Consider the following 17776-nt stretch of genomic DNA (forward strand, 5'->3'; position numbering starts at 1 on the left):
TTACCACTCTAACTCTCTGGGCTTTGCCCAGTTTTGCATTACTTCTGTGTCTGCCAGCTCAGCAAACCGTGCTCCGCCCTGAGGCAAAGCGTAGAACGTCATTCTTTCGTCGTTCCATTCAAAGCTCAAACAGTAGGCGTGCAGATAAACTCTGTCGGCCTCGCTGCCACCATAGCTGACATCGCCGAGGATGGGCGCTGACAAGCTTTTTAGCGCAACCCGTAACTGGTGCGTTTTGCCGCTGTAGGGCTTGAGCAAACAGGCTCTGAGACCCGGTGCTATACTGGCACTGTAAAAGCGCGTGACAGCCGGGTTATCCTGACTGGTTAATAACTTATAAGTACCGCGCCGGGATTTGGCCATGTCGCCTTTAACCCAGCCTTGCTTCTTTTTCGGTTTGCTATCAATGAGCGCCAGATAGAACTTATCCACGGCGCGACTGGTAAAGCGTTCAGTCAGCCTGGCAGCGGCATGACTGGAGCGAGCCAGTACCAGCAAGCCGGACGTTACCTTATCAAGTCGGTGTACCGGGTAAAGCTGCTCACCCAACTGTTCAGCTAATAAGGCTACAAAGCCGCTTTCCTGTTCACTGTGAAAACTCACCCCAGCGGGCTTATGTGCCACCACAAAGTCCGGGTGGCTGGCAATCACCTCAAATTGTGCCATTAAGGTACTCTACGACACGCTTCAAATCTTCCGGCGTATCAACCCCCGCATAAACTGGGCGGCAAGCCTTGGCAATTTTGATGCGATAACCGTGGTATAACACGCGCAACTGCTCAAGCGATTCCTGCCCTTCCAGCGGAGAAACCGGTAAGGCAAGATAGGTTTTAATAAAACCAGCACGATAAGCATAGATACCCACATGACGTTGGAAATGTGCCAGTGGTATTTTACTCTCATCCAGTTCCATCATGCTGTCACGCTGAAACGGGATGGAAGCGCGTGAAAAGTACAGCGCATTGTGGTGCGCGTCCTGAACCACTTTAACGGCATTGGGATTCAGTACTTCCTGCACATCCGTCACATCAACGCTCAGCGTAGCCATCGGCGCTTCCTGCGCTTCATGCAGTAAAGTCGCCACCTGAGTAATGTTTTCCGGCGCCAGTAAGGGTTCATCACCCTGCACATTAACCACTAAGGTATCGTCGGCCAGCCCCAGCTGTTCAACCACTTCTGCAAGGCGCTCTGTCCCTGACTGATGATCTTCTCGGGTCATCAGCACGTTTTCTGTAAAGGTTTTCGCACGCTCAAATACCTGGGCATTATCGGTTGCGATGTAAACGGCTTTAGCTCCTGATTTTTGCGCCTGCTCGTACACATGCTGGATCATGGGTTTACCACAAATATCAGCAAGCGGCTTGCCTGGCAGACGGGTGGAGGCGTAGCGAGCCGGAATGACGACTATGAATTCCACTTTTCGACCTCTTCGAGCGATAATTCGCGCGCTTCATTTTCCAGCAATACCGGAATGTCATCTCTGACAGGGTAAGCCAGTTTTGCCGCCGTGCTGATCAGCTCCTGGTTGTCTTTGTCAAATCTCAGTTTTCCTTTGCAAACCGGGCAGGCAATAATCTCAAGTAATTTAGTGTCAAAGGCCATGGTTGACTATCCCTTTTTGTTTTAATAACGAATTTAGTTGTTGTGTAAGCGCAGCACTGGGCTGGGCTTCTACTTTTAAATAATACCAATTTTCTTTGCCGAATGACTGGCATTTAACAGCATCTTTTTCGGTCATAAACACAGCCTGGTCCTCACAGCTAGCAAAGTCGGCTGCGCTGTAGGCATGGTGATCGGAAAAATGCAGTGTATCGGTCAGTTCAATGCCATCTGAGCGCAAGGATTGTTCAAATCTCTGCGGGTTACCAATGGCGCTTACGGCAACGCCCTGCCCGGCGGTTTGCGCAACCGGCTGATTATCTTTCACGCTGAAATAGCCACTGCGTACCAGCTCATAACCAACCCCATCTGACTCTCCATTATAGACAACCAGATCTGTGTGCTTCAGACGCCCGGGTGATTCGCGCAGCGGGCCGGCCGGTAACAGCAGACCATTACCAAAACGACGCTGTGCATCAACAATACAAATCTCGATATCCCGGGCCAGCTGATAGTGTTGAAGGCCATCGTCACTGACGATAATATCCGGCTTATCTTCTCGCATCAGCATTTCAATGCTGGCCTGGCGGTCGCCACCTATCATTACCGGGCAACCCAGCCGTTTGTATATCAATAAGGGTTCATCGCCCGCTTCTGCGGCGCTGCTGTTGTCTGTCACCCGATATGGCAGGCTGGGAGGCTTGGCACCATATCCCCGGCTGATCACGGCTACTTTCAGGCCCAAAGACTCAAGGTAGGGTACCAGCCACAACACGAACGGTGTTTTACCGTTGCCACCTATACCAATGTTACCAACAATGATCACCGGTACGGGTGCTTTATAGACACGCTTGAGGCCAAGCTTAAACAATCCCCTGCGCAATGAGCTCAGTAACCAAAACACACCTGATAAAGGCAGTAGCAATATATTTAACAGCCCCAAGGGTTGATACCAGCTGCGCTCTAAGCGATTCATGCCTGCTCACCGTATTGCATCTGGCATAACGCGGCATAAATGCCCTTTTGCTCCAGCAGAGCCTGGTGTTTACCCTGCTCGACGATGCGCCCCTGATCGAGCACATAGATACAGTCTGATTGCTCAATGGTCGACAAGCGGTGCGCAATAACGATTGACGTTTTATCTTTCATCAGGTTGTCGAGCGCTTGCTGGATCAAGCGTTCCGACTCAGTATCCAATGCCGAAGTTGCTTCATCCAAAATCAGAATGGGGGCGTTTTTAACAATCGCACGGGCGATGGCAATACGCTGGCGCTGACCGCCGGAAAGCATAACCCCATTTTCACCCACCATAGTATTCAACCCCTCAGGCAAGTATTTAACAAACTCCCAGACATGGGCCTGCTTTGCTACCTGCTCCAGCTCTTCCTGAGTATAAGCACGCTCCAGCCCGTACATAATGTTATTGGCGATGGTGTCGTTGAACAGCACCACCTGTTGTGACACCAGTGCAAATTGCTTGCGCAGGGACGACAACGTGTAGTCCTGAAGTTTCACACCATCGAGGGTGATTTCTCCTTCCCCCCAGTCGTAAAAACGCGGCAGCAGGTTCGATAAAGTCGATTTTCCTGAACCACTGCGACCCACCAGCGCGATACTCTGACCAGCCGGAATTTGTAATGATAAGGATTTAATAACGGCTTCATCTTTGCCCGGGTAACGGAATGTCACGCCTGAGACCGCAATTTCGCCTTTAACGCTGTCCGCCTCAAGTTTGCCGGTGTTCTTTTCCTGCTCTTTATCCAGAATTTCAAAAATACTGGTCGCTGCAGCAATGCCGCGTTGCAAATCACTGTTCACATTCGCCAGCTGCTTGAGCGGTCTGAGCATCATCATCATGGAGGTGGTCAGCGATACAAAGGTGCCCGACGAGATGGTGTCTATCATTTCTGGCATCGCGATAATGGCCAGGATCAATGCCATCGCGCTGGCTGCAATAATTTGGATCACAGAAACGCTCAGTGCCCTCGTCGCATCCATCTTGACTCTTTGCTGGCGGTTACGATTGTTAACATCGGCAAAGTGATTGATCTCTTTGTCCTGACCACCAAAGCCATGGATCACTTTATGCCCGGCCAGCATTTGCTCTGAGCTGCGAGTGACTTCACCCATGGCATCCTGAATGTTTTTTGAAATTTTACGAAAGCGCTTGGAAACCAGGTTCACTATCACGCCGACAATAGGAATGACCACTAAGAATATCAAAGACAATTGCCAGCTGGCATTGAACATTACCACCAGCAGAAACAGCACAAAGGCCCCTTCACGGATCATCACCTGTAAGGCACGTGTGATGGCTTGCTGAACCTGTTCAGTATCAAAGGTGATTTTTGAGATCATTTCACCGTTGGAGTGTTGATCATGAAAGCTCACCGGTAAAAACAACATATGTTCGAACAAGGACTGACGCAGTTTTCTTACCACCTGGGAGCCCACATAGCTCAGGCAATACGATGCCATATAGTTGAAAATACCACGCCCAATAACCAGCAACACCACCACGATGGGTGCCATTTTTAACACTTCGGCGTTGCGCTCTGTCAGCCCATCGTCAATAAACGGCTGCATTAACTGGACGAATAGCGCATCCATGGCGGCGTAACCGAGCATGCCGATGATGGCAAACAAGGCCGGCACTTTAAAATCGAAGGTGTAACTCAGAAGCCGCTTGTAGATCTGCTTGGCGGATTGTTGCATAGTGTCTCTCTGGTACGTCATAACCCGCGTATTGTAGCTGTACTGATGGCAAAACTGAATGCATTATCTTAAGAACCAAAAACTTTTCCTGTTGCGGGCGGTTTCCGGCTGGATCTCAGATCCGGTAATTTTGAATCGGACCTGACCCGCTGTGGCAGTATCCAGCATCTGGCTGCCGGTCGATTGATAACGCGCTACCACCTCCTTATGTGGTAAACGCCATGGCGAGTGGTATCCCCGCGAGAACACCACCCACTGTGGGGCAACGGCAGAGACAAACCCCATACTGGATGATGTATTGCTGCCGTGATGCGGGGCAATCAATATCTCCGATGGCATCTTTTCGCTTTGTAATGCCAACAACGCTTGCTCAGCGACCTGCTCTATGTCTCCGGGCAATAGCAGCTCGGTCGTGCCATCACTTACCCTGACCACACAGGAATTGTTATTGTCACTGTTCATCGTCTCTACCGGCCACAGAGACTCGATACTCAGTTTACCCATTTGCACCGTTTTGAGTGTACATAGCGCCTTACCATCCCCCTGGTGAAACTGAGCAAGGGAGCGGCCACCATCGTAACGATAGAGAGCAGCCAGCCCACCGTTATGATCACTGTCATCATGGCTGATCACGGTATGCACAAGGGTAATGCGATGCGCCTGCAGATAAGGCTTGATCACATTTTCAAACAGCGAATAACGCGAAAAATAACTGGCGCCGAGGTCAATCAGCAGACCATTTCCCTGAGACGTGACCAGTACCGCCGTACCATGCCCGACATCAAAAACGTCCACCTGCCAGTCGGGTGGGCGCTCGGTGAGATTGACCATCAGGGCAGCAGACACGGGAACCCAGGCAAATGGTCGGGTTAAGGCACTCATACACAGTAGTAACGCTATATAACTCAGTATCACCAGCTCTGGTGCCATCGTGCCACTGTGCCACCAGTGATAAGGAAATGCGTTTAACCACTGATAGGCCGAATTGAGCATGGTATCCGGCACAGCTAAAACGGCCCAGCCCGTGGTCATTACACTGAGCAGATGTATCAACAGCAGCGGAAAAATCACCACCGACAACAATGGAATGACCAGCAAATTGATCGGTATGCTGCTCAGGCTAAAGCCATGATAGGAATAAAGGGTCAGCGGTAACAGAACCGCAAATAAGCCACATTGTAGATATAACAGCAGCTTAACTCGAGACAGGCGCTGCGATTCACGCGCAGTGCTGCGAATCACCATAAAAATAGTGACCACAGCAAAAAAAGAAAAATACAGCCCCAGGTTAAGCGCCGCAAAAGGATTAGCTAACAAGATCACAGCCAGGGCATAGATTAAGGTTCGTGCAGGGCTCAGATGCCGGGCAAACAGAAAACAACATGCGCCCAGCAAGGCCATTAACCAGGCGCGCTGCGCCGATACCTGCATGCCACTGAGCCAGACATAGGCCCCGCTCAGTAGCAGAGCAAAGGTAAAGTAACCCAGCTGATAGTTGTGATGTTGAGACAAGCGCGACCACATTAAAACCAAGGTTAGTTTGTACAGACCAAAGCTCAGCGCAAATACAATGGCCACATGCAGGCCAGAAATAGCCAGTAAATGACTGAGGCCCAGCGATTGAAAGTAGGCTTTATCGGCTTGCGGTACGGCACTTTTATCTCCCGTCAGTATCACATAGTAAAACCAGCTAAAATGCAGTCCATCCAGCGCCTGTGATACCCAAGTGCGATAGCTCGTCCGCAAGCGTTCGCTATGATCATAACTTGCATCCACCACTGACACGCGACCTTTGTAGAAAATCTGGTTTCGAAAGGCATAAAGCTCAGCGTCAAATACCGAGAAGTTTTTTCGACTGCGAAATGGCCTAAGTGTCGCAGTGCCTGCCAATGTTGCGCCCTGTAAATCACCGGGCAACGCACCATTTAGTGACACATTTGCGCGAACACGGCGATACCAGGGCACTTTAAACTGACCTATGCTAGTCAGCTCGAGGGAGACATAAGGGTTCGAGCCTGTGCCAATGACTTTACGGACATTGCCAATTACACTCACTTCCTGCTCTAAGCCTTTTTCAGCAAGTGGTGGTACATAAACCAACCGATAGTGACAAATCGTCACAAAAATACCTAAAATAAAACCTGCCAAAACACTCGAAAAAGTCTTAAAATAGCCGCAGAGAAAAAGGAGCACGCCTGAGCAGACAAACCACTGCCACTGACCCAGATAAAATACTGAGATCAGGCACCCGCTGATCAGGCCGCAGCAGATCAATATCGATGTAAATGGTTGCTTAACATGCCAAAGAAGACGATCCAACGGTTTCTACCCGATCACAATAAGATCAAACAGCAAAAATCGCTGAAAATATTCGGCAGTTTGTTACATGATGCGAATCTTTGGCATTTAAATCGCCGCTCGGCGCGCGGGGCCTTTTCCGTTGGCCTGTTCTTTGCATTCATCCCTGTTCCTTTTCAAATGGTCCTTGCAGCCGCTCTGGCCATTCCTTTTCGAGTTAATCTTCCCCTGTCTATTGCCCTTGTGTGGATCACCAACCCACTTACTATGCCACCTATCTTCTATGCATCCTATCAGGTGGGCGCATTCGCCTTGGGCCAGGAAGAGCAACCGTTTCACTTTGAAGCCAGCTGGAACTGGCTGGTCGAGAGTCTGTCAACCATAGGGCCAGCCTTTATGCTAGGCTCACTGATCTGCGCCTGTATGGCCGCAATTTTAGGCTTTTTCGTTATTGACTTCCTGTGGCGTCGCTCTGTCAATAAGGCCTGGGCCGCCCGCAATCAGCAATCCAGTTAACCCAGCCTCTTTATGTTTAGCAGCCCACTGGCTGCTTTTCCAACCTTTCCTTATTTATCGAAATAACTGACAAAGCCAGCCAGCGCGTTGGTCACCGCTACTGAGGCCAGTATTAGCCCCATTACCCGGCTGATTACACTCGCCCCGGCATTACCAATCACCTTATGAACACTGCTCGCTACCAGCATCAGCAACAAAGTCAGTAAAATCACTGCCAGCATCATAGCCACAGTCTGCATTTGTTCGAAGATATTAAAACGTGCATTTTCAGTTAACAGCACACAGGCAAGCATTGCACCTGGGCTTGCGATTGACGGGACTGCCAGCGGGAATATCGCGGTTTCACGGTGGTCTTTAATTAACCGGACCTCTTCTTCCGGCTTACTTTCCCCAAAGATCATCGACAGCGCAAATAAAAACAGCACTATGCCACCGGCAATCTGAAACGCTGCCAGCGGGATCCCCATCGCGGTCAGTAAAATCTCACCAGCAACAGCAAAAAACACCAGCAAAGCTGCGGCGACCAGACTCGCAATCACGGCAATTTTGCGTTTCGCTGCAGCATCATAACCACGCGTGACCGCAATAAATACGGGGATCGTGCCTATGGGGTCGATAACCGCAAAAAAGAAGATAAAAGTGGCTACAAAATCAATCAAAGTCGTCCCTTATTCGTAAGGATAAATAGTGAGTAATTCGCTACTCTAGCAATGGATTAGTTAAAAGAATATGTAATTTTTCAATAATATTCAAAGAGCAAAAAGCATGCTCAGAAAAGAAGCTGATAAGCCAATACGCCAAACACTTGTGCGCCAGAAACTAAAAAGCGGCAGGTATGCGTGGCCTGCCGCTTGATTCAACACACTTTCTTCTTTCGAAGATAAAGGAACATAAGTATGCGAATTCTTTTGTATTGGTTTTAGGTCACAAATAAAAGCAAACCGATACTTAAGTATTAAGTTATCAGAGTCTGATCCCGCCGTCAATTTCTACAACGCGACCGGTAAAGAAATCGTTCTCGATAATATATTTTGCCGTGTGGGCAATCTCGCCAGCTTCACCCAGACGTCCAACGGGTTTCATCTTCAGCAGACGCTCTTTGGCTTCAGGCTTCATTGCATCGGTCATCTGCGTGCGGATAACACCCGGTGCGATTGCGCCTACACGAATGCCGTGGCGGCCCAGCTCTTTTGCCCAGGATGTAGTCATAGCAACAACACCCGCTTTGGCTGCCGAGTAGTTGGTCTGGCCCATATTGCCCGCACGCGCCACGCTCGACATATTGATGATCACACCACCTTGCTGACCTTCAACCATCTTAGCTGCCGCCTCACGGCCACACAGGAAAACCCCGGTTAGGTTGACATCCAGTACCGACTGGAACTGCTGCAGTGACATCTTATCCGTCACTTCACCGTCTTTGGCTTTTAACAGCAAACCATCACGCAGAATACCGGCGTTGTTTACCAGCACTGCAATATTCCCCAGGTCTGCAACTATGTCGCTGAACACCTGCTCAACATCGCTCTCCAGGCTGACATTCGCCACATAGGTTTTTACTTCAACATCCAGCGCTCTCAGCTCAGCGGCTGCACTTTGCAGCTGCTCTTCTTGCATATCAATTAACGCCAGTTTGGCGCCCATTTTGGCCATTTCCGTTGCCATCGCAAAGCCCAGGCCCTGCGCACCACCGGTGATCACCACCGTTTTGTTCTTTATATCCATGATATTTCAACCCTGCTTCTGTTACTGCTTTTGTGAATAGAGTTTAAAAATAGCACTAAAATCTTCACTGCCACTGCCCTGATTCTGCATCAGGTTGTAGAGATTTTTTGCCAGTGCCCCCATCGGCGTAGCCGAGTTTGTTTGCTGTGCCGCCTGCATCGCCAGCCCCAGATCTTTGGCCATCAAGTCAACCATAAAACCAGGTTTATACCCATTTGACGAAGGCACATTCTCTAATACGTCCGGACACGGGTTATATAATTCCAATGTCCAGTTGCGACCCGAGCTGTTGAGCATAATCTCACTCAATACTTTTGGATCAAGGCCGTGATCAACGCCCATTTGCAGTGCTTCACTGGTGCCTGCCATAAGTATTGATAACAGCATATTATTACAGATCTTAGCGACCTGACCTGCCCCGACAGCCCCGGCGTGAAAAATATTCTTACCCATGTCGTTAAGAACTGTCTGCGCTCGGTTAAAGTCCGCATCATTGCCCCCCACGATGAAGGTTAATGTGCCCGCGGCAGCACCTGCAACGCCACCGGAAACGGGCGCATCAACAAAGGCAATACCGGCCTGTGCTAACGTATTACCAACAAACTGCGCTGATTCTGCGTCAATGGTTGAGCAGTCTATGACCAGCGTCGACTTATCAAGATAGTTGATTAACCCATCTTCGCCAGTATAAATCATGCGAACATGTTTGCTCGCAGGCAGCATGCTGATCACAAAATCTGCATCAGTGCAGACATCTGAGACTTTATCCGCAATCACCGCGCCGTGCGATGCTAGCTGCTTTAACGCCTCTGCACTGAGATCAAATACCGACACCTGGTGGCCGGCTTTCACCAAGTTGGTCGCCATTGGACCACCCATGTTTCCTAAACCTATAAATCCAATCTTTGCCATGTGTTAATTCCTTACAAGTCAGCCAATGGGTGTTCGCTTTGCTCCCAGCGTGGGGCAAAAAAGCTGTCTATCACAGTGCTGTCTACATCTGTGATACTCTTAAACTGCCATTGTGGCTGACTATCTTTGTCAATCAATAATGCACGCACACCTTCGCGAAACTCACCCACTTCACCACAACGAACCGACATCGCCAGTTCACGCAAGAAGCACTCTTTCAGTGACAGGCCTTCTGCACGCTTAAGTTGTGTCTGGATCAATACTGCACTCAAAGGAGAGCCATGCTTGAGGGCTTTTTGCGCCTTGCTCAGCCATTTATTCTCTGTACTGTCCAGCGCCAGAATATGCTCAATCTGGGCTTCCAGGGTGTCAAATTCGGCAAGTTGAGCAAAAGACTCAGCCAGTGGCTTAATTTCGCAGCGCGGTGGAATGTGCGATGCTTCATCAAGAGAGATAAGTAACTGGGTCAGTTTCTCATGATTGAGTACATTGGTCTTACCCCAGTTTACCTCACTGAGGTTATGCAACAGCATATCCAGGCGCTCACCATCCATATAATGATCGGCCAGGCCAACAAATTTGGCATCAGTGGCATTAATGGAAGCACCTGTCAGGCCAAGGAATAAGCCGACACCGTCCGGCATCTTATTCAGGAAGTAGCTGCCACCGACATCCGGATACAAGCCAATGGTGATTTCCGGCATCGCGATGCGTGATGACTCGGTCACCACACGGTGACTGGCACCGGCCATCAGACCAAGACCGCCCCCCATGATGATGCCATTGCCCCAAAGCAGGATAGGTTTATCATAATTGTGAATATGATAGTCGAGACGATATTCCTCGGCAAAGAAGACTTCGAGATGATTATTGCCATCTTCAGCTGCCATCGCATTGTACAGGCTGACTACATCACCACCGGCACAGAAGGCTTTTTCACCTGCGCCTTTGAGCAGGACCATAGCGACCTGTTCGTCTTCGGCCCAGGCCTTAAGCTGTGGTTCCAGTAAGCGGATCATCTCCAGATTCAGTGCATTGAGTGCTTTTGGCGCATTGAGGGTGGCAACCGCCACCTTCATGCCGTTATTACAGTGCGCCAACTCAAATACCACTGGGGCATCTGCCTGGTTCAGTAACTGTAATTCAACCATTAGCCATTCACCCAGTTTGCTTTACGTTTTTCTAAGAAGGCATTGACGCCCTCTTTCTGATCTTGTGTATCGAACAAAGTCACGAACAGTTCACGCTCAAGCGGCAACGCGCTGTTAATGGTGCCGGTACGACCTTTTTGGATAAGGGCTTTACAAGCGGTTACAGCCACCGGGCTTTGATCTTCTACTTTCTTGGCCAGCTCAAGTGCAGCTTCGAGCGCTTTGCCCTGCTCAACCACTTCTTCAACCAGTCCAATCTGCTGAGCTTTGTCGGCTTTGAGGCGCTCGCCACATAAGATCATGCGCTTCGCCCAGCCTTCACCTACCAGCCATGACAGGTTTTGTGTGCCACCTGCACAAGGCAGCAAGCCCACTTTGGCCTCCGGCAAGGCCATTTGAGCCTGCGCTTCTGCGATACGAATATCACAGGCCAGTGCCACTTCCAGGCCACCGCCCATCGCAAAGCCATTGATGGCCGCAATAGACACACCGCGAAAATCACTCAGGGTTTCAAACGCTTCACCAAATACGCGCGACATATCCGCAGCAACGCCTTTGTCGCCATCAGCGAACACATTCAGATCGGCGCCCGCTGAGAAGAACTTTTCACCCTCACCGGTGATCACCAAAGAGTAAATGTTTTTATCCGCGTTTAGCTCGTTCACCAGCTCCTTCAGACCGACCAGCGTATCGCGAGTCCAGGTGTTTGCCGGTGGATTGGACATAGTCACAATCGCGATATGGCCTTGTTTTTCAAGTTTCAATTGTGCTGACATAATCATGCTCCTCTACAGTACGCTTGCTGCGCCTTCGGCTAGAATTCGGCGTGCAATGATCACCCGCATGATCTCATTGGTGCCTTCCAGGATTTGGTGAACGCGTACATCACGCAGGTGGCGCTCAAGTGGGTATTCTTTGATGTAGCCATAACCACCATGAATTTGTAATGCATCATCACAAACCTTAGTACCGACGTCGGTCGCAAAACGCTTAGCCATGGCACAGTAAGTGGTTTTTTCACTGTCATTGCTGTCCAGTTTAAATGCGGCCAGACGGACCATCTGACGCGCGGCAACCAGTTCAGTGTTCATATCGGCAATCTTAAACTGTAGTGCCTGGAATGCGGCCAGAGGCTTACCAAACTGCTGGCGCTCCTGCATATACTCTTTGGCTGTGTTCAGAGCCTGTTGTGCGGTGCCTATTGAGCAAGTCGCAATGTTAATGCGTCCGCCATCCAGACCCTGCATGGCAAATTTAAAGCCTTCGCCTTCTTTACCCATCAGGTTAGCGGCCGGAATACGGACATTTTCGAATGTTACCAGGCGGGTTGGCTGGGCGTTCCAGCCCATTTTCTCTTCGGCCTTACCGTAAATCACGCCCTCGGCATCTGCCGGAACAACAAAAGCAGAAATGCCTTTCGGGCCGTCTTCACCGGTTCGAGCCATCACGACCAGCACATCGGTCTCACCCGCGCCCGAGATGAACATTTTCGAGCCATTCAGGACATACTCATCACCCTCAAGCACGGCTTTCGTTTTCAATGATGCCGCGTCAGAGCCTGAGCCTGGTTCAGTGAGGCAATATGAAGCCAGCAGCTCACCCATGACCAGTTGGTCCATGTACTGATCTTTAACCGCCTGGGTGGCGAAGCTGGCAATCATCCAGGTGGCCATATTATGTATGGTCAGCATCGCCGTTGTGGCCGTACAGCCCATCGACAACTGCTCAAAAATAATGCTTGAATCAAGACGCGACAGGCCCAGACCACCGGCTTCCTCCGGTGTATATAAGCCACAAAAGCCCAACTCACCGGCTTTTTTAATGACATCCTTTGGGAAAATGTGTTTCTGATCCCATTCGGCGGCATGGGGCGCCAGTTCGCTCATGGCAAACTGATAGGCGGTTTCGGCAAAAGCCTGTTGATCTTCGTTGAGATTAAAGTCCATAAAGACCTCACTTGTTGTCATAGCGGGCGAAGTGATGGTTCTGCCCGGCGTTATTCTTATGTACCTGAGTCTCAGGTAATACTACGAGCGGCCCGGACAAATGCCGGGCCTGATAGGTTAACTGACTGGCGTTATCGCAGGTTAATGCTCATGTTAGGGCCCGTTACGGCCTCATCGGCAAACCAGCGTGAAGTAATGGTCTTGGTTTCAGTGTAGAAACGCACCCCCTGCTTGCCATAGGTATGCTGGTCGCCATAAAAAGAGTTTTTCCAGCCTGTGAATGAGAAGAACGGCAACGGCACAGGAATTGGAATATTGATCCCTACCTGACCGACTTCGATTTCATGCTGGAATTTTCGTGCCGCAGCACCGCTTGCCGTGAACAGAGACGTACCGTTACCGTATGGGCTGTTATTGACAAGCGTAATGGCTTCTTCAAGGGTATCAACACATACACAGTTCAGCACAGGACCAAAGATCTCCTGCTTGTAGATGTCCATGTCTGACGTGACGTCTGTAAACAACGTTGGACCAACCCAGTTGCCGTTTTCGTAGCCTTCTACTGTAAAGTCTGAACCATCCAGCAGACAGGTTGCACCTTGCTGTTTACCACTTTCGATCAGCGACAGAATACGTGCCTTTGCCTGAGCCGAGGTTTGCGGGCCATAAGCCGCTTGCGGGTCGTTCCACACACCCGGACGTACTTTTTCAAGACCGGCTTTTAAATCGTCGATCCATTCTTTGGACTTGCCAACGAACACGGCAACCGAAATGCCCATGCAACGCTGACCCGCAGCACCCACAGAGGCACCGACCAGGTTATTAATGGTCTGCTCACGACTGGCATCTGGCATGATCACCATGTGGTTTTTCGCGCCGACACAAGCCTGAACACGTTTCAGGTTTTCGGTGCCTTTGCTGTAAATATAGGAGCCTACACCACATGAACCCACGAAAGAAATTGCGCGTACTTCAGGGGCTGTCAGGATTTGGTCTACCTGCTCTTTGGCACCATGTACCACTTGTAGTACGCCTTTTGGTGCGCCTGCTTCTTCGAATAGCTCTACCAAACGCATCGGTGTAAGCGGATCTTGCTCAGAGGGTTTTAGTACGAAAGTGTTACCACAGACGATCGCCATTGGGAACATCCACAATGGGATCATTGCCGGGAAGTTAAACGGGGTAATACCCGCACATACACCCAGCGGCTGGATATAAGAATAAGTGTCGATATTGCGGGCCACGTTCTCGACGGTTTCACCCATCATCAATGCCGGCGCATTGGCTGCCTGCTCAACGACTTCAATACCACGCCAGACATCGCCTTTGGCATCTTCAAAAGTTTTACCAAGTTCATGACAGATAATGGTCGCAATTTCTTCCTGGTGTTCTTTCAGCAATGCCGCATAACGCATCATAATGCGCGCACGCTCCGTTACTGGCACATTACGCCAGGTCTTGAACGCCTCTTGTGCTGATGTGATCGCAGCCTGTACTTCATCGTGCGTCGCACACGGCACCTGCGCCAAAACTTCCTGATTCGCCGGATTGACGACATCCAGCCACTTGTCAGACTGAGACTGGGTAAATTCACCGTTGATGTATAATGGTACCTGGTGCATGTGCACTCCTCCCCAAATAAAACGAAAAGCGCCGCTTAATTATTGTCATTGCGGCGCTATACTTAACTTAAACTTCGACAGCTAATGCCACCGCTTCGCCACCACCGATACACAGTGAGGCAACCCCTTTTGATAAACCGCGATTGCGCAGCGCATGAATAAGCGTTACCAAAATACGTGCACCGCTGGCTCCGATTGGATGACCCAATGCACAGGCGCCGCCGTTCACATTCACTTTGCTTTGATCCAGGCCCAGTTCGCTGATTGCCAGCATAGTCACCATGGCAAATGCTTCATTGATCTCCCACAGATCGACGTCGTCTTTAGACCAGCCAGTTTGCTCAAGCAGTTTATTCATTGCACCTACTGGTGCGACTGTGAACTCGGCAGGTGCCTGAGAGTGGGTAGTATGGCCGGCTATTTTACACAGAGGTGTTAAACCGTGGCGCTTCGCTTCTGACTCACTCATCAGAACCAGTGCCGCGGCACCGTCAGAGATTGAAGACGAGTTCGCCGCCGTGATGGTGCCATCTTTTTTGAATGCCGGGCGCAGTGATGGGATTTTGTCCGGGCGTGCATTGCCAGGCTGTTCATCAATCGCTACTTCTACATCGCCTTTACGGGTAGCAATAGTGTGCGCAGCTATTTCATTAGTGAAGCTGCCGTTTTCAATGGCGGCATTGGCTTTGCTCAGCGAGCTCAGCGCAAACTCATCCATGTTGTCACGGGTTATGCCGTACTCATCGGCCGTATCCTGAGCAAAACAGCCCATGGCTTTGTTATCGTAAGCATCTTCCAGGCCGTCTGCCATCATGTGATCTTTAATTTCACCATGACCCATGCGCATGCCGCCACGTGCCTTAGGAATGAAGTAAGGGGCATTGGTCATGCTCTCCATACCACCGGCGATGGCATTTTTAATGCTGCCTGCTTTAATTAAGTCGTGGGCGAACATCGCCGCTTTAAGGCCAGAGCCGCAGACTTTATTGATGGTGGTTGCGCCTGTTGAGCGAGCCAGACCCGCATGCAACATCGCCTGACGTGCAGGTGCCTGGCCTAATCCAGCAGGCAATACACAGCCCATGATCACTTCATCAATGCTGGCATCTGACAAACCAGTCTCAGCCATCACCGCTTTAATTGCGGTTGCACCTAAATCAGTAGCACTGGCGCCTGAAAGGCTACCCATGAATCCACCCATAGGGGTACGTTTTGCGGCGACAATGACAACAGCTTCGTTACTCATTAAAAAAACTCCTGTTTACAAGCAAGTTGCTTGCTTTTAGTAATCTCTTACGTCGAGCATACCTAATATTTACGTTTACGCCAACGTAAATCTAAAATCAAGCAAATTGCGATCTCTGAAAGTGTAAAGTTAAGTTGCACATCGAGGTTGCCACTGGCGTGACTTCCGATGTGTCGTCCTCCTCGCCGTTTAGTCGCGGACAAAGCGACTATACTGCTGTGTGACGTACCATCTGGAGTGCCTCAGCGGATCATCTGTAAGCTAAACGAATACCTAAAGTAGACCAGTATGAGCGATTGCGATATGCGACCAATGGATGAAACAAACGCCATACTTTACCTTTACGTAAACTTCACTTATATTGGACAAATCAGTTTTGATGTAAGTGCGTAAACGATGCAAGACAACAAAGAACCAACTTATTCAATCAGCGAACTCGCCAAGGAGTTTGATATTACCACCCGAAGTATTCGGTTTTATGAAGATCAAGGATTACTTTCACCTGAACGCCATGGCCAGACCCGCATTTATTCAAAGCGCGACAAAGTGCGCCTGAAACTCATTCTGCGTGGTAAGCGATTAGGCTTCACCCTGGCAGAAACAGGTCGATTGTTTGAGCTTTACGACGCCGACAAATCAAGCGCCAAACAACTTCATACTATGTTGCAATTGATCGACGAAAAAAAGGCCGATCTGAGCCAGCAAATGGACGACATTAAAGTCGTACTGATGGAACTGGTGACAGCGGAGCGCCGCTGTCTCGATACTTTAAAAAATTTAGATGAATAGTGATTGAGCAATGTAGCACTTAATGCCGTCCGCGGCGAGTGCTTGATCAAGAATAACTCTCACACAGGATAACTACAGATGAGCACAGTATCACTTTATAAAGAACTTAACTTTGGCCTGGGCGAAACAGCGGACATGATCCGTGACCACGTCAACAGCTTCGCCAGCAGTGAAATCGCCCCACTGGCTGAAAAGACCGACGAAGAAAACGCCTTTCCCAATGAAATGTGGCCGAAACTTGGTGACATGGGCCTGCTGGGCATCACAGTACCGGAAGAGTTTGGTGGTGCAAACATGGGTTATCTGGAACACGTGATTGCAATAGAAGAGATCAGCCGAGCCAGTGCATCAATCGGACTCAGTTATGGTGCGCATTCAAATTTGTGTGTCAACCAGATCAATCGCAACGGTAACCAGGCACAAAAAGAAAAGTATCTGCCTAAGCTTGTTTCCGGTGAACACATAGGTGCGCTGGCTATGAGTGAGCCCAATTCGGGCTCGGATGTGGTTTCCATGAAACTCAAAGCCGAGAAAAAAGGCGATAAATTTATTCTTAACGGCAATAAAATGTGGATCACCAATGGTCCGGATGCCGATGTCTTCGTGATCTATGCAAAAACCGATGTAGAAGCTGGCTCGCGTGGTATAACCGCTTTTATTGTAGAACGAAACTTCCCGGGTTTCTCAACCGCACAGAAACTCGACAAACTGGGCATGCGTGGCTCAAACACCTGTGAGTTGGTATTTGAAGACTGTGAAGTACCAGAGGAAAACATCCTCGGTAACTATAATGAAGGCGTTAAGGTCCTGATGAGTGGTCTGGACTATGAGCGCGTGGTTCTGGCCGGTGGCCCGCTTGGGATCATGCAGGCCTGTATGGATGTGGTTGTACCTTATATTCACGAACGTAAACAGTTTAATCAGTCTATTGGTGAGTTCCAGCTTATACAGGGCAAAATTGCCGATATGTATACGCAAATGAATGCAGCACGCTCTTATGTATACACAGTGGCTAAAGCCTGCGACCGTGGCGAAACCACCCGTAAAGATGCCGCCGGCGCAATTCTGTATGCCGCCGAGCTGGCCACCAAAATGGCGCTCGATGCGATTCAGTTACTCGGTGGTAACGGATACATCAATGAGTACCCAACCGGACGCCTGCTGCGTGATGCCAAACTCTATGAAATTGGCGCGGGCACCTCTGAGATCCGCCGTATGTTGATCGGTCGTGAGCTGTTCACCGAAAGCCGCTAAGGA

At 49.9% G+C, this 17776-nt stretch carries 17 protein-coding genes; 3 read left to right on the plus strand and 14 right to left on the minus strand.

Going from position 1 to position 17776, the window contains the following annotated elements:
• The 6 genes from MHN33_RS00185 to MHN33_RS00210 all read right to left on the minus strand — a co-directional run bounded on the left by MHN33_RS00185 (position 1) and on the right by MHN33_RS00210 (position 6633).
• Entirely contained in the window at positions 1 to 666 is a 666-nt protein-coding gene (locus MHN33_RS00185; RefSeq protein ID WP_239393151.1) for a TIGR01621 family pseudouridine synthase, read from the minus strand.
• Positions 653 to 1417 (minus strand): 3-deoxy-manno-octulosonate cytidylyltransferase, encoded by a 765-nt coding sequence (gene kdsB, locus MHN33_RS00190; protein WP_239393152.1) that lies wholly within the window; start codon positions 1415 to 1417, stop codon positions 653 to 655. Before kdsB ends, MHN33_RS00185 begins: the two co-directional genes overlap by 14 nt.
• Positions 1405 to 1602, minus strand: a complete 198-nt coding sequence (locus MHN33_RS00195) for a Trm112 family protein (RefSeq protein WP_239393153.1) — start codon at positions 1600 to 1602, stop codon at positions 1405 to 1407. The genes kdsB and MHN33_RS00195 overlap by 13 nt, the downstream gene beginning before the upstream one ends.
• The gene (lpxK, locus tag MHN33_RS00200; protein ID WP_239393154.1) at positions 1592 to 2575 is read right to left on the minus strand and encodes a tetraacyldisaccharide 4'-kinase; all 984 of its coding nucleotides are present in this window, start codon (positions 2573 to 2575) and stop codon (positions 1592 to 1594) included. Before lpxK ends, MHN33_RS00195 begins: the two co-directional genes overlap by 11 nt.
• Positions 2572 to 4314, minus strand: coding sequence for a lipid A export permease/ATP-binding protein MsbA (gene msbA, locus MHN33_RS00205; RefSeq protein ID WP_239393155.1), 1743 nt, complete (start codon positions 4312 to 4314; stop codon positions 2572 to 2574). The genes lpxK and msbA overlap by 4 nt, the downstream gene beginning before the upstream one ends.
• 63 nt (positions 4315 to 4377) lie before the next feature.
• Positions 4378 to 6633, minus strand: coding sequence for a DNA internalization-related competence protein ComEC/Rec2 (locus tag MHN33_RS00210; protein WP_239393156.1), 2256 nt, complete (start codon positions 6631 to 6633; stop codon positions 4378 to 4380).
• Here MHN33_RS00210 and MHN33_RS00215 point away from each other — a divergent pair.
• On the plus strand, positions 6613 to 7128 hold the full coding sequence (locus MHN33_RS00215; protein WP_239393157.1) for a DUF2062 domain-containing protein: 516 nt from the start codon (positions 6613 to 6615) through the stop codon (positions 7126 to 7128). The two genes, MHN33_RS00210 and MHN33_RS00215, sit on opposite strands and share 21 nt — an antisense overlap.
• Before the next feature lie 50 nt (positions 7129 to 7178).
• On the opposite strand, the gene MHN33_RS00220 is transcribed toward MHN33_RS00215, so the two are convergent.
• The 8 genes from MHN33_RS00220 to MHN33_RS00255 form a co-directional block, all read right to left on the minus strand.
• Positions 7179 to 7787, minus strand: a complete 609-nt coding sequence (locus tag MHN33_RS00220) for a MarC family protein (RefSeq protein WP_125718955.1) — start codon at positions 7785 to 7787, stop codon at positions 7179 to 7181.
• A 304-nt stretch (positions 7788 to 8091) separates the two neighbouring features.
• Complete coding sequence (locus tag MHN33_RS00225; protein ID WP_239393158.1) at positions 8092 to 8853, minus strand: SDR family oxidoreductase; 762 nt, start codon at positions 8851 to 8853, stop codon at positions 8092 to 8094.
• A 21-nt stretch (positions 8854 to 8874) separates the two neighbouring features.
• Complete coding sequence (gene mmsB, locus MHN33_RS00230; protein WP_239393159.1) at positions 8875 to 9765, minus strand: 3-hydroxyisobutyrate dehydrogenase; 891 nt, start codon at positions 9763 to 9765, stop codon at positions 8875 to 8877.
• A gap of 11 nt (positions 9766 to 9776) precedes the next feature.
• Positions 9777 to 10916 carry an enoyl-CoA hydratase/isomerase family protein gene (locus MHN33_RS00235; protein WP_239393160.1) on the minus strand — a complete coding sequence of 380 codons (1140 nt, stop codon included), beginning with the start codon at positions 10914 to 10916 and terminating at the stop codon, positions 9777 to 9779.
• Positions 10916 to 11692: an enoyl-CoA hydratase gene (locus MHN33_RS00240; RefSeq protein ID WP_046003798.1), complete on the minus strand. Its 777-nt coding sequence runs from the start codon at positions 11690 to 11692 to the stop codon at positions 10916 to 10918. Before MHN33_RS00240 ends, MHN33_RS00235 begins: the two co-directional genes overlap by 1 nt.
• A gap of 12 nt (positions 11693 to 11704) precedes the next feature.
• Entirely contained in the window at positions 11705 to 12862 is a 1158-nt protein-coding gene (locus tag MHN33_RS00245) for an acyl-CoA dehydrogenase family protein (RefSeq protein WP_046003797.1), read from the minus strand.
• Positions 12863 to 12993: 131 nt separating this feature from the next.
• Positions 12994 to 14484, minus strand: a complete 1491-nt coding sequence (locus MHN33_RS00250; RefSeq protein ID WP_239393161.1) for a CoA-acylating methylmalonate-semialdehyde dehydrogenase — start codon at positions 14482 to 14484, stop codon at positions 12994 to 12996.
• Positions 14485 to 14551: 67 nt separating this feature from the next.
• Complete coding sequence (locus MHN33_RS00255; protein WP_239393162.1) at positions 14552 to 15730, minus strand: acetyl-CoA C-acyltransferase; 1179 nt, start codon at positions 15728 to 15730, stop codon at positions 14552 to 14554.
• Between the two features lie 396 nt (positions 15731 to 16126).
• On the opposite strand from MHN33_RS00255, the gene MHN33_RS00260 reads away from it, so the two are divergent.
• Positions 16127 to 16519, plus strand: a complete 393-nt coding sequence (locus MHN33_RS00260) for a MerR family DNA-binding transcriptional regulator (protein ID WP_239393163.1) — start codon at positions 16127 to 16129, stop codon at positions 16517 to 16519.
• Between the two features lie 78 nt (positions 16520 to 16597).
• Entirely contained in the window at positions 16598 to 17773 is a 1176-nt protein-coding gene (locus MHN33_RS00265; protein WP_239393164.1) for an isovaleryl-CoA dehydrogenase, read from the plus strand.
• Positions 17774 to 17776 lie beyond the last annotated feature (3 nt).

The organism is Pseudoalteromonas sp. OOF1S-7 (assembly GCF_022347765.1).
In the GTDB taxonomy this organism is placed as follows: domain Bacteria; phylum Pseudomonadota; class Gammaproteobacteria; order Enterobacterales; family Alteromonadaceae; genus Pseudoalteromonas.